Raw genomic sequence first — 13,282 nt, 5'->3', positions numbered from 1 at the left:
CCCACACTGAACAAGGCCTGCCATGCAATCCCTCCCCTCTGGTTACCAAGCCCTCATCCTGGGTGCCTCCGGCGCCATCGGCGGTGCCATCGCCGCACAGCTGCAGGCCGACCCACGCTGCGCCCAAGTGCTCACCCTGAGCCGCCAGAGCACGCCTGCTATTGATTTTGATAAGCCCGACAGCATTGCCGCTGCCGCCGAAGCGCTGCGCCCGCAAGGCCCCTGGCACCTGATCGTGGTGGCCACCGGCATGCTCACCGGCCCCACCGGCGGCCCGGAAAAACGCCTGACCGAGCTCAACGCCGCCCACCTGGCCGCCAGCTTTGCCACCAACACCATCGGCCCGGCGCTGGTGCTGGCGCATTTCGCGCCGCAGCTGGCCAAAGGGGAGCGCAGCTTGCTGGCGGTGCTGTCGGCCAAGGTGGGCAGCATCGGCGACAACCGCCTGGGCGGCTGGTACAGCTACCGCGCCTCCAAGGCGGCGCTGAACATGCTGCTCAAAACCGCAGCCATCGAAGTGGCACGCACCCATCCCCAGGCCGTGCTGGCGGCCCTGCACCCCGGCACGGTAGATTCGGCGCTGTCGGCACCGTTTCGCGGGGCGCAGATCGGCCGCCCCGCCGCGAATGCCGCGCGCGACCTGCTCGCCGTGCTGGACACACTGCAGCCCGCAGACAGCGGCGGCTTCTGGGCCTACGATGGCCAGCGTCTTCCCTGGTAATCATTTTTGACCCCTTCCCCACTTTTCCCCACCTTTTCCCCACTGCACCAAGGAGAACCCCATGCGCATCCTGCTTACCGGCGGCACCGGCCTGATTGGCCAGGCCCTGTGCCAACACTGGCAACGCCAAGGCCACGAGCTGTGGGTCTGGAGCCGCGACCCGCGCAAAGTCCAGCGCCTGTGCAGCGGCGCACACAGCGTGCAACGGCTGGAAGAACTCAGCGCTGCCCCGCCCTTTGACGCCGTGGTGAACCTGGCCGGCGCGCCCATTGCCGACCGGCCCTGGACGGCAGCGCGCCGCGACCTGCTCTGGCGCAGCCGTGTGGAGCTGACGCGCCAGTTGGTGGACTGGATAGGTCAGCAGCCCACCGCACCGCGCGTGCTGCTGTCGGCCTCGGCCATCGGCTGGTATGGCGACCAGGGCGATACGCCGCTCACCGAAGCCAGCCCCCCCGGCGGTACAGACTTTGGCAGCACGCTGTGCATGGCCTGGGAGCAAGAGGCCGAACGTGCCAGCGCCCACGGCGTGCGCGTGGCCTGCCTGCGCATTGCCCCCGTGCTGGCAGCGCAGGGCGGCATGCTGGCGCGGCTGCTGCCCCCGTTCAAACTGGGCCTGGGCGGGCGCCTGGGCAGCGGCCAGCAGTGGATGCCGTGGATTCATCTGGACGATCTGGTGGCCCTGTTCGACCACCTGCTGCAGCGCGACGACGCCCAGGGCGCCTTCAACGCCTGCGCGCCCGAGGTGGTGCGCAACAGCGACTTCACCCGCACCCTGGGCAAAGTGCTGCGCCGCCCCACCCTGCTGCCCGCCCCGGCCTGGGCGCTGCGCCTGGTGTTAGGCGACATGTCGGTGCTGCTGCTGGGCGGCCAGCACCTGCAGCCCCAGCGCACGCAAGCCAGCGGCTTTGACTGGCGCTACCCGCACCTGGAGCCCGCGCTGACGGCGCTGCTGCGTTGAGGATGGAGGCCGGAAGATGACAGAGGAAATTCGCAGCACCGATCTCAAAACGATCCTCCATTCGAAGCGGGCCCAGATTTACTACCTGGAACACTGCCGCGTACTGGTCAACGGTGGGCGGGTGGAGTACGTGACCGATGCGGGCAAAAAAAGCCTGTACTGGAACATCCCCATTGCCAACACCACGAGCATTTTGCTGGGCACCGGCACCTCCATCACCCAGGCTGCCATGCGCGAGCTGGCCAAGGCAGGTGTGCTGGTGGGATTTTGCGGTGGCGGTGGTACGCCGCTCTTCAGTGCCAATGAGGTGGATGTTGAGGTGGCCTGGCTCACGCCGCAGAGCGAATACCGGCCCACCGAGTACCTGCAAGCCTGGGTGAAGTTCTGGTTTGACGATGCACTGCGCCTGCACGCTGCCCAGCAGCTGCAAACAGCACGGCTACAGCGCCTGCAAGCAGCGTGGGATACCCGAGCGCTGCGCGATGCCGGCTTTGCCGCCGATACCGTGCGCCTGCAAGCCCTGGTGGCGCAATTCACACAACGCATCGCCCATGCGCCCGACGTCACCACACTGCTCACCGATGAAGCCCAACTGACCAAAGCCTTGTTCAAACTTGCTGTGGAGGCGGTGGGTTACAGGGACTTCACCCGCGCCAAACGCGGCACGGGCACCGATGCAGCCAACCGCTTCTTGGACCACGGCAACTACCTAGCCTATGGCCTGGGTGCCACCGCCACCTGGGTACTGGGACTGCCCCACGGACTGGCCGTGCTGCATGGCAAGACGCGGCGGGGCGGCCTGGTGTTTGATGCGGCTGATCTGGTCAAAGATGCCGTGATCCTGCCGCAGGCCTTTCTGTCGGCCATGCGCGGCGATGAAGAACAGCAGTTTCGCCGCCAGTGCATTGAGGCACTCACGCGCAGCGCATCGCTCGATTTCATGATCGAGACCCTGCAACAGATTGCCACCTCCACCGCGCGCCTGGCAGGTGTACCGGTGCCTGGGCAGGGGGCTGCGGCATGAACGTACTGCTTGTCTCCCAATGCTCCAAGCGCGCCTTGACCGAAACCCGGCGCATCCTTGATCAGTTTGCCGAACGCCGTGGCGAGCGCACGTGGCAAACCCCCATCACCCAGGCGGGGCTGGACACCCTGCGCAAGCTGCTGCGCCAGACGGCGCGCAAAAACACCGCCGTGGCCTGCCACTGGATTCGCGGGCGCGACCACAGCGAACTGCTGTGGGTGGTGGGCGATGCCAGCCAGTTCAACGACCAGGGTGCTGTGCCCACCAACACCACCACCAGCAACGTGCTGCGCACGGGTGATGAAAACGCCTGGCACCACCTGCCGCACATCACAGCCCTGGCCGCCTTGGCAGCCCTGTTGCACGACTTGGGCAAAGCCACGCAGGCATTCCAAGACAAGCTCAAGAACCCAGGACTGCGCGAGCGCAACCACTACCGCCATGAATGGGTATCGGTGCGACTGTTCCAGGCGTTTGTGGGGCAGGACGACGACGCAGGCTGGCTGCAGCGGCTGGCAGACTGCGCAGCACCGAGCACCGATGCGCAAGCCTTTGAGTCGCTGTGGCTAGACCATGCCAGCGGGCGGCTGCTGCGCGATGGGCTGGACGAGCCCCAGGCCCAGCAGCGCTTGCCCTTCGCCCACCTGCCACCCCTGGCCCAGGCCGTGGCTTGGCTGGTGTTCACCCACCACCGCCTGCCCTGTATGCCAGTAGAGAAGTCACACGATGTAGATCCACATGACATGGAAGACGAAAGGCGCATTCACCACCGCTTTGGGGCGCGCCCCCGCTTCCTAAATTCAAACGTCTTGGACGACATACTGCTGCGCATCAGCGCCGACTGGAACGAACCACGCGAGCGCGCAGAACCCTCCACGGTGCAAGCCCACTGGCACTTCCCGCACGGGCTGCCCGTCACCCAACCTGCCTGGCGCCAGCAGGCCGCCCGCTACGCACGCAAGCTGCTGGCACTGTCGCAAGCCCCCGGGCAAGGCATGGTGCTGCACGACCCCTTTGCCATGCACCTCGCCCGCCTGTGCCTGATGCTGGCCGATCACCACTATTCCAGCCTCACCGATGAAACCCAGCGCACCCCGTACCGCAACGCGGCCTACCCACTCTATGCCAATACGCGCCGCAATGACTACCAAAAAGATAGCTGCTTGCGCTTGCTGCATAAGGGTAAAAGCCCAATTTTTAACCAAACCTTAGATGAACACCTGCTGGGTGTGCAGGCCCACGCCACGCTGGTAGCACGCTCCCTACCCAGCCTCACGCACAACCTGCCCGCACTCAAGCACCACAAGCCCCTCAAAAAACGCAGCGCCGACCCGCGCTTTGCCTGGCAAGACAAGGCCGCCGAGCTGGCCACCAGCGTGCGCGCCCGTGCGGCGCAGCAAGGCGCGTTCATCGTCAATATGGCCTCTACCGGCTGCGGCAAGACGCTGGGCAACGCCCGGGTGATGAACGCGCTTGCCAACCCAGCGACCGGCCTGCGCTGCGCCTTTGCCATGGGGCTGCGCACGCTCACGCTGCAAACCGGGCGCGTGTTCCAGCACGACCTGCAACTGAACGACGAGCAACTGGCCATCCAGGTCGGCGGTGCGGCCAGCCGGGCGCTGTTTGACTACTGGGAGCAGCAGGCCCAGGCCACCGGCTCGGCCTCCAGCCAAGCGCTGCTGGACGAAGCAGGCACCGTGCTGTTTGAGGGCAACGACCAGCACCCGCTGCTGCAGCGCCTGACCGACGACGCCAAAGCCCGCGCGCTCATTGCCGCGCCCCTGTTGGTCTGCACCGTGGACCACCTCACCCCCGCCACCGAAAGCCTGCGCGGTGGCCGCCAGATCGCGCCCATGCTGCGCCTGCTGACCAGCGATCTGGTGCTGGACGAGCCCGACGACTTTGACATGGCCGACCTGCCCGCCCTCACCCGGCTGGTGCATTGGGCAGGCCTGCTGGGCAGCCGCGTGCTGTTGTCCTCGGCCACGCTGGCCCCTGCGCTGGTGGAAGGACTATTTTTGGCCTACCGCGCCGGGCGTGCCGTGTACCAGCAGCACCGCAGCGAGCAGCCCAGCGAGCCAGTGAACCCCTGCTGCCTGTGGATCGACGAGTTCCACCAGACCCCGCAAGACTGCGCGGACGGGCCCGCCTTCCGCGAGGCGCACAGCCAGTACGTGCGCAAGCGCGTTGCCAAGCTGCAGCAGGCCGAGGTGCGGCGCTTGGCGCAGATTGCGCCTTTGCCCGATACCTGGAGCAGCTTGGACGAAGCCGAGCGCCGCAAGGACTTTGCCCGCCTGGTGCTGGCGCAAGCATGGGAGCTGCACCAACGGCCCCACAACCACAGCCTAGACGCCACCAGTGGCAAGTGCGTGAGCCTAGGCCTCATTCGCATGGCCAACATCGCGCCGCTGTACGACGTGGCACTGGCCATGTATGCACTGGGCGCTCCCGCCCCCGACGTGCGCGTTCACCTGTGCGTGTACCACTCGCAGTTCCCGCTGCTGCTGCGCTCGGCCATCGAGCAGCAGCTGGACACCTTGCTCAACCGCCGGGGTGCCCAAAACGACCACGACCCCGCACTACAGCGCCCCGCCCTGCGTGCCCTCATCGACACCCACCCCGAGCCGCACCACCTGTTCATCGTGCTGGGCAGCCCCGTCACGGAAGTGGGGCGCGACCACGACTACGACTGGGCGGTGGTCGAGCCCTCGTCCATGCGCTCGCTCATCCAGCTGGCCGGGCGCGTGCGGCGGCACCGGAGCGGGGCCGTGGGCGGGGTGAACATGGTGGTGCTGGACAGCAACCTGCGGCATTTCAAAACACCCGGTCAGCCTGCGTACGAAAAGCCGGGATTTGAAACCGCACACGCACCCTTTCAGCTCAAGTCGCACTATTTGCACGACCTTTTGGCGCGAGAGATCGGCATAAACGCAGCCTGGGCGGTAGACGCACAGCCACGCGTTGCCCTGCCAGCCGACAACAAGCTGCTGCCCCACCGCCGCTGGACAGACCTGGAACACGCCCGCATGCACGACAGCCTGCTGCCCAAGCCCCCAGGCACCGCAACGCCCACCCATGCGGCCTGCCTGCAGTGGCACGAGCCCCAGCCCGACACGCCCCGATCCTTGTGGCTGACCGGCCTGCTGCCGCAGTTCCAGCGGTTCCGCCAGGACGACCAAAAACGCGACGACGTGGCCCTGCTGCCAGACGAAGAGGAAGAAATGCTGTTACTGCACCGCGTGCAAGACGGGGAGCGCCGCTACGAAAAGGTTTATGTGCCCATCCACCAAAGCCTGTGCCACCCCGTGCCCGCAGCGCAGCTGGCATCACCCAGCGTATCGCCCTGGCCGCAGGTGGGCTTGATGGAGGAACTGGCTGCACTGGCAGATGCGCAGGGCTTGTCGCTGGAGCAATGTGCAAAGCGCTATGCCACCGCCAGCCTGCCTGAATCGCAGGCGGGCTGGTGGTGGGATGAGCGTTTGGGCTTTAGCAAGAAAGCCTGAGCTGCCTGTGCGGCAGATCAAAAGATACTCACAGATGATTTTCTAAGCTGCGTTTTCTGCAGATATTCACATATGATGGCTATTCATTTTAGCTACCAGGAGTGAGGGTCGAGTGAAAAATGAAGCACCACCAGCGGATCACGCCAGCTATCGCGAGGCGATTGCAGCCTTCTTACAAGAGAGATTGCACGCCAAACTTGACAAGCTGAAAGGCGAAGAAAACGACAAACGCCAGGAGATGCTGGCGCAGCATCAGCCCTCCGCCTGGCTAGAAGATGCGGCACGGCGCGTGCAGCAAATCCAGGCCGTCACCCACGCCCTCAAACCCATCCACCCCGATGCACGCGGCACCAGCCTATACGTAGAACCCAGCACCCTGCCCGCGCTGGCCGAGCTGGGCAGCCACGCACTGGGCGAGCGCTTTGTGGGCGATGTGGTGGGCAATGCGGCAGCGCTGGATGTGTACAAGCTGCTCAAGCTCGAAGTACACGGGCGCAGCCTGCTCACCGCCCTGCTGGTACACGATGCCGATGCCCTGGCCGCCCTGCACCCCGACCCGCAACAAGCCCAGGCGCTGCGCGATGCCTTGGTGTCGCTCACCCAACCCCGCGCTGAAGGCCCCAGCAGCCACACCCTGGCCAAGCAGCTGTACTGGCTCACGGGCAGCGATGCCTGCGACGATGCCCACTACACCCTGCTGGCCCCGCTGTACGCCACCTCGCTGGCCCATGCGGTGCACGCCCAGGTGCAGGAAGACCGCTTTGGCGAAGCTAACAAGGCTGCCCGCCAGGCGCGGCGCGAGCGCAGGATGCATGACGGCGTGTTCCACGACTACCCCGGCTTGGCGGTGCAGAACATGGGCGGTACCAAACCGCAGAACATCAGCCAGCTCAACAGCGAACGGCGGGGGGTGAACTACCTGCTGTCGTCGCTACCGCCAAAGTGGCGGACCAGCGCGGTACGGTTGCCGGTGCACGCGGCTTCCGTGTTCGACCGATTGTTTATCGCCCGGCCTGAGGTGCGCCGCACCGTGCGGACACTGCGGGTGTTTTTGGAGTCCAACCCCGACGCCAATCTGGCCACCCGTGAACGGCGCGAGGCCTTGCTCGACACACTGGTGGACGAGTTGGTGTCGCTGGCAGCTGAGTTGCAACAGCTCCTGCCACCGGGCTGGAGCCGGGATGATGAGCGCTTTGCCGATCTGCACCGCAGCGAACAACTGTGGCTGGACCCGCTGCGTGCCGAACAGCCTGACGAAGCCGAATTTGCCCGCGAGTGGCTGCAGATGGACTGGCCTGCCGCCGTAGGCCAGCGCTTTGCCAACTGGCTCAACGCGCAACTGCGCGGCAAGCTGCCGCTGGGCGATGCCGAAGCGCACGCCTGGCAAAAAGAGCTGCTGACCGACGAGGACGGCTTTCAACAGCAACTGCGCGCACTGCGCCAGCGGCTGAACGACACCGCCACGGAGGCCACACCATGACGCAAGCCCAAGCCATCCTCGTCCTCCCCCACCTGCGCATTCAAAACGCCAATGCCATTGCCAGCCCGCTGACGCACAGCTTCCCCTCCATCACGGCCTTTACCGGCGTGATGTGGGCGCTAGAGCGCAAGCTGGCCCAAGCCGGTGTGCCGCTGCAGCTGCACGGCGTGGGCGTGGTGTGCCACCACCACCAAGAGCAGGTCACGCAAGGCTATGTGCGCAACTTCAACCTGACGCGCAACCCAGTCGGCAAAGACGGCAGCACCGCTGCCATCGTGGAAGAAGGCCGCATGCACCTGCAGCTCACGCTGGTGCTGGCCGTGTCAGAAAAGCGCACGCCCGGCACCCCGGCGGCGCTGGTGCAAGGCAACCAGGCGCAGCTGGACGACTGGGCAGCGCAGGCCGGTCACATCCTGGAGGGTATGCGCGTGGCGGGCGGCAGTGTGCTGCCATCACGCCCTGTGCCCGGCAAACGCGTGCGCCCCTGGATAGCCATCGTGCCCGAAGACCCCGTGGCAGCAGAGAAGGCATTCCGCCAATGGCGGCGGCAGTGGCTGCCGGGCTTTGCCTTGGTGGGGCGTGATGACCTGCTGGCCGAGCGCCTGCAAGACCTGCTCACAACTCAACCCACCGCCACGCTGCTGGACGCCTGGCTGCACGCGGCGCGCTTCAATTACGCGCCGGTGCTGCCTGAAGGCGCAGCGCCTGTGCCCGACGGGCAGGTGCAGTGGGCCGACCCACAGCGCCGCAAAGGCAGCGGCTGGATCGTGCCCATCCCCGTGGGCTATGCCGCACTCACGCCCCAAGCACACGCAGCCGGTACGGTGCGCAACGCGCGCGATGCCAACGTGCCGCTGCGCTTTGTGGAATCGGTCTATGCGCTGGGCGAGTGGATCAGCCCGCACCGCCTGACGCACCTGGGCCAGCTGCTGTGGCATGCCGAAACCGACGACGCCCTGGGCCTGTACCGCTGCCGCAATGGCTACCAACCGCCGCCAGCGGACGACGCCACCGCTGCCCACACGGACACGCAAGACGCATGGGACGACGATGAAGCCTATGCCTACACCTGAACCCCCACGCCCATCGACCTCTCCCAGCACCTTTTGGAAAGACTGACACCATGACCGACAAACTCACTACCGCATCCGTCCTGGCTTTTGAACGCAAGCTGGACCCCTCCGACGCCGTATTCCACGCAGGCCGCTGGGACGACCGCGCCAACTCGCACGCATGGCAGCCCGTGGTTGTCCGTGAGAAATCTGTGCGCGGCACCATCAGCAACCGCCTCAAAGCCAAAGACCAAGACCCGGCCAAGCTGGATGCCGCCATCGAAAACCCCAACCTGCAAACGGTGGACGTGGCCGCCCTGCCCGCCGAGGCCGACACGCTCAAGGTGCAATTCACCCTGCGCGTGCTGGGCGGTGCGGGCACGCCCTCGGCCTGCAACAGTGCGGCCTACCGGGCCAAGCTGCTGGCCACTGTGCAGGGCTATGTGCAGCAGCATGGCTTTGGCGAGCTAGCGCAGCGCTACGCCGCCAACCTGGCCAATGGCCGCTTTCTGTGGCGCAACCGCATGGGTGCCGAACAGGTAGAAGTCACCGTGGAGCACATGCAAAACGGACAGGCCAAAAAAACATGGTCTTTTAACGCTCTAGCCCTGAATACACGAGCGCTAGCAGCTATCAATCATGAAGCAGAAGGCTTGACAGAACTCGGCCAAACCATTGCGGATGGGCTGGCGGGAACGCAGCATGTGCTGCTGCGGGTGACGGCCTTAGTGCGCCAAGGTGCGGGGCAAGAAGTCTTCCCATCGCAAGAGCTGATTCTGGACAAAGCCAGCGCAGGCAAAAGCAAAACGCTGTACAGCGTGGACGGCGTGGCAGCCATCCACTCGCAAAAAATCGGCAACGCCATTCGCACCATCGACACCTGGTACGAAGGTGCCGAGGAGCTCGGCCCCATCGCCGTGGAGCCCTACGGCTCCGTCACCACCCAAGGCAAGGCCTACCGCCAGCCAAAGCAAAAGCAGGACTTCTACACCCTGTTGGACCACTGGCTGCTGAAAGACCAGGTGCCGCCCGTGGAGCAGCAGCACTTTGTGATGGCCGTGCTCATCCGTGGCGGTGTGTTTGGCGATGCCAGCTAACGCGCGAGGCACTATGACCACGCACTACATCGACATCACCCTGCTGCCCGACCCCGAGTTCAGCCACGCCCACCTGCTGGGCGCGCTGCTGGCCAAGCTGCACCGGGCGCTGGTGCAGCACGGCGCGGGCGACATTGGCACCAGCTTTCCGCAGCATGTGAATGCGCCCCTGTCTAAACGCACCTTGGGCAGCGTGCTGCGGCTGCACGGCCCCCAGCACGCCTTGGAGGCACTGATGGCACAAGACTGGCTGCGCGGCATGCGCGACCATGTGGTGCTCACGCTGCTGGCCGCCGCACCGCCCAACGCGCCGCACCGCCTGGTGCTGCGCCGCCAGTTCAAAACCAATGCCGAACGCCTGCGCCGCCGTCGTATGCAGCGCAAGGGCGAAACCGCTGCGCAGGCCCAGGCAGCCATCCCCGACAGCGTGGAACGCCGCCCCGACCTGCCCTACGCCCACCTGCGCAGCAGCAGCACCGGCCAACCGTTTTGCCTGTTCATCGCCCACGGCCCCCAGCTGGCCACCGCCGTGGTGGGGCACTTCAACACCTACGGCCTAGGCCCCCACGCCAGCATCCCCTGGTTTTGACCCTTTTTTTACGTTAAAAATTAAATCTTTAAAAATCAAAAGGTTACGGTTTGCCCTAAAAAATTAGGGCAAACCATCTTCTGCCGCATTTGTTCTTTAAAAATCAACAGATTGCAAAGCTATACTTGCTGTTCACTGCCGAATAGGCAGCTCAGAAAATGGTGGGCGCGGGTTCCCCGCTTTGTTTACAGTTCACTGCCGAATAGGCAGCTCAGAAAAGAGATTGCGCTATCGAGATTAGAAAGCAAAGGTTCACTGCCGAATAGGCAGCTCAGAAAAGGTGCGTTTGCAGGGGCTGAATCTCGTTGCGGTTCACTGCCGAATAGGCAGCTCAGAAAGCAATCAGCTCGGGCGGCACGCGGTGGGCGGCGTTCACTGCCGAATAGGCAGCTCAGAAAAAGTACATCGCCAAGAGCGTGGGACACATTGCGTTCACTGCCGAATAGGCAGCTCAGAAACAGCTTCAAACATGGCATTGACCTGCGCGATGGTTCACTGCCGAATAGGCAGCTCAGAAATGGAGGGGGGAGGGTTTGTAAATCGTCAGATTGTTCACTGCCGAATAGGCAGCTCAGAAATACCCCAGGAATTGAAAAATTCCACGGGGGTTGTTCACTGCCGAATAGGCAGCTCAGAAAATGCCAACAGGGCTAAAGCCCTAAATGCCGCCGTTCACTGCCGAATAGGCAGCTCAGAAAGCCACGAAAGCGCCGACGGGGATGCGCACCTTGTTCACTGCCGAATAGGCAGCTCAGAAATTTAGGATTGCAATCGAATGATCGAAGAAATCGTTCACTGCCGAATAGGCAGCTCAGAAAATATATAGCAGCGCCGCAGGCCCCAGCCTTTCGTTCACTGCCGAATAGGCAGCTCAGAAAACAGCCTCTGATTAGTGCGATTGCATCGCAAGGTTCACTGCCGAATAGGCAGCTCAGAAAGTGGTGGTATTCGGTGGACATGGGCGTGGTGTGTTCACTGCCGAATAGGCAGCTCAGAAACCAAACCAGTTATAACAGCCTTCCCTCTGAAATGTTCACTGCCGAATAGGCAGCTCAGAAAAGCAGCTGCGCTGCAGCGGGATCGCAGGCGGGGTTCACTGCCGAATAGGCAGCTCAGAAAGGAGGCGCGTAAAGGAAAGCGCTATCGGTCCGAGTTCACTGCCGAATAGGCAGCTCAGAAAGATCAAGGTGTTGGCGAGTTGATCTAGCGCGAGTTCACTGCCGAATAGGCAGCTCAGAAACAAAGACTGCATATCACCCATGGCAGCGCGGAGTTCACTGCCGAATAGGCAGCTCAGAAATTTACGCGCCTCCAGGTAGGCTGCGTGCAGGTGTTCACTGCCGAATAGGCAGCTCAGAAACGCAGCTTTTTGGTCAGCAAAAAACCGGATACGTTCACTGCCGAATAGGCAGCTCAGAAAGCCAAAAGCTGGCGCACTTTTGCCGACCATGAGTTCACTGCCGAATAGGCAGCTCAGAAAAAATCAGGAGTTAAAGAATAAACAAGGCTGAAGTTCACTGCCGAATAGGCAGCTCAGAAATTGCCTTTCAGTACCTGGAAGAAAACAAACTCGTTCACTGCCGAATAGGCAGCTCAGAAAAGACCCTGAAGATGGTCAGCCCGTTTGGGTGAGTTCACTGCCGAATAGGCAGCTCAGAAACCCGGCGGCCACCCTACGCGCTTTGAGCAGCTGTTCACTGCCGAATAGGCAGCTCAGAAATCTGCGGGGTGCTCATACCCTTCGGGGCCAGGGTTCACTGCCGAATAGGCAGCTCAGAAAAGATGCGGCAGTGCCGACGGTGAACGCCTGGGGTTCACTGCCGAATAGGCAGCTCAGAAACCGAAAGCCCAAAGACCGAGGGTAAACCCGTAGTTCACTGCCGAATAGGCAGCTCAGAAAATCAGGTTTATTTTCTGTTTTTGGCTGATGATGTTCACTGCCGAATAGGCAGCTCAGAAACCTGCGCGGCTCGTCCAGCCTCCTTCCGACTTGTTCACTGCCGAATAGGCAGCTCAGAAAAAAAACAACGGCGCAAACCGTTGTTTTATAAAGTTCACTGCCGAATAGGCAGCTCAGAAAACTTTCTGGTGGCGTTCCTACTGTCATTCAAGGTTCACTGCCGAATAGGCAGCTCAGAAAATATTTGACGGTCTTGTAAATGCTTTTGTCCCAGTTCACTGCCGAATAGGCAGCTCAGAAAAGCTGTAGATGCAGGGGCACGGGGCGTTTGACGTTCACTGCCGAATAGGCAGCTCAGAAATTGATGATCTCTGCCAGTGGTGCTGGCATCGTGTTCACTGCCGAATAGGCAGCTCAGAAATGAAAAAAAACAGCCCGTGCCTGCCGGGCAGCGTTCACTGCCGAATAGGCAGCTCAGAAAGTCCCAGCTTTGCTGATCGAACACCGGCAGGGGTTCACTGCCGAATAGGCAGCTCAGAAAAGCTCGCCCGTGTCGGTGGCGCGGCGCTCAAAGTTCACTGCCGAATAGGCAGCTCAGAAAAGCTTTTGCCGTAAGCACTTGCTGTGCCCTCTGTTCACTGCCGAATAGGCAGCTCAGAAAACTTTCCGGCGGTGTTCCTACTGTCATTCAAGGTTCACTGCCGAATAGGCAGCTCAGAAACCCTAAAAAAATGGGGAGCCGTCGCCCCCCGCTGTTCACTGCCGAATAGGCAGCTCAGAAAAGCAGCAGCTAAAAGAAAATCGCCCTGTGTATGTTCACTGCCGAATAGGTGTTGCATCCCGGACGATCATATGGTCGCTTATTGAACAACTCAGGGTGAGTTTGATGCCACTGTTTCATGGCCTGCATAGGTGTTTTGCTGTGCAATGCTGACTGGGGCAGTTGGTGGTTGTACAA

At 62.7% G+C, this 13,282-nt stretch carries 8 protein-coding genes and 1 CRISPR repeat array; all 8 genes read left to right on the top strand.

Annotated features, from left to right (window positions below):
• The first annotated feature begins 22 nt into the window (after positions 1-22).
• The 8 genes from J1777_RS01760 (at position 23) to cas6f (ending at position 10,424) form a co-directional block, all read left to right on the top strand.
• Complete coding sequence (locus J1777_RS01760) at positions 23-721, top strand: SDR family NAD(P)-dependent oxidoreductase (RefSeq protein ID WP_207574122.1); 699 nt, start codon at positions 23-25, stop codon at positions 719-721.
• A 61-nt stretch (positions 722-782) separates the two neighbouring features.
• Positions 783-1,679: a TIGR01777 family oxidoreductase gene (locus J1777_RS01755; protein WP_207574121.1), complete on the top strand. Its 897-nt coding sequence runs from the start codon at positions 783-785 to the stop codon at positions 1,677-1,679.
• Positions 1,680-1,695: 16 nt separating this feature from the next.
• The gene (gene cas1f / locus J1777_RS01750; RefSeq protein WP_207574120.1) at positions 1,696-2,703 is read left to right on the top strand and encodes a type I-F CRISPR-associated endonuclease Cas1f; all 1,008 of its coding nucleotides are present in this window, start codon (positions 1,696-1,698) and stop codon (positions 2,701-2,703) included.
• Entirely contained in the window at positions 2,700-6,206 is a 3,507-nt protein-coding gene (gene cas3f, locus J1777_RS01745; protein WP_207574119.1) for a type I-F CRISPR-associated helicase Cas3f, read from the top strand. Before cas1f ends, cas3f begins: the two co-directional genes overlap by 4 nt.
• A gap of 184 nt (positions 6,207-6,390) precedes the next feature.
• Positions 6,391-7,686, top strand: a complete 1,296-nt coding sequence (csy1, locus tag J1777_RS01740) for a type I-F CRISPR-associated protein Csy1 (protein ID WP_242700332.1) — start codon at positions 6,391-6,393, stop codon at positions 7,684-7,686.
• Positions 7,683-8,759 (top strand): type I-F CRISPR-associated protein Csy2, encoded by a 1,077-nt coding sequence (gene csy2, locus J1777_RS01735; RefSeq protein WP_207574118.1) that lies wholly within the window; start codon positions 7,683-7,685, stop codon positions 8,757-8,759. The genes csy1 and csy2 overlap by 4 nt, the downstream gene beginning before the upstream one ends.
• Positions 8,760-8,809: 50 nt before the next feature.
• Entirely contained in the window at positions 8,810-9,835 is a 1,026-nt protein-coding gene (gene csy3, locus J1777_RS01730) for a type I-F CRISPR-associated protein Csy3 (protein WP_207574117.1), read from the top strand.
• A 13-nt stretch (positions 9,836-9,848) separates the two neighbouring features.
• A complete protein-coding gene (gene cas6f, locus J1777_RS01725; protein ID WP_207574116.1) occupies positions 9,849-10,424 on the top strand; it encodes a type I-F CRISPR-associated endoribonuclease Cas6/Csy4 in 576 nt (191 codons plus the stop codon).
• A 130-nt stretch (positions 10,425-10,554) separates the two neighbouring features.
• Positions 10,555-13,106: a CRISPR direct-repeat array (repeat unit 28 nt; unit sequence GTTCACTGCCGAATAGGCAGCTCAGAAA).
• Between the last annotated feature and the right edge of the window lie 176 nt (positions 13,107-13,282).

This window comes from Comamonas denitrificans (assembly GCF_017368815.1).
GTDB classification, from domain to species: Bacteria; Pseudomonadota; Gammaproteobacteria; order Burkholderiales; family Burkholderiaceae_C; genus Comamonas; species Comamonas denitrificans.
This window is presented reverse-complemented; position numbering and strand designations above follow the sequence as displayed.

Coding starts and splice junctions, on each gene's coding strand:
- cas1f (WP_207574120.1), top strand. CDS start 1,696: ATGACAGAGGAAATTCGCAGCACCGATCTCAAAACGATCCTCCATTCG.
- cas6f (WP_207574116.1), top strand. CDS start 9,849: ATGACCACGCACTACATCGACATCACCCTGCTGCCCGACCCCGAGTTC.
- J1777_RS01755 (WP_207574121.1), top strand. CDS start 783: ATGCGCATCCTGCTTACCGGCGGCACCGGCCTGATTGGCCAGGCCCTG.
- csy3 (WP_207574117.1), top strand. CDS start 8,810: ATGACCGACAAACTCACTACCGCATCCGTCCTGGCTTTTGAACGCAAG.
- J1777_RS01760 (WP_207574122.1), top strand. CDS start 23: ATGCAATCCCTCCCCTCTGGTTACCAAGCCCTCATCCTGGGTGCCTCC.
- cas3f (WP_207574119.1), top strand. CDS start 2,700: ATGAACGTACTGCTTGTCTCCCAATGCTCCAAGCGCGCCTTGACCGAA.
- csy2 (WP_207574118.1), top strand. CDS start 7,683: ATGACGCAAGCCCAAGCCATCCTCGTCCTCCCCCACCTGCGCATTCAA.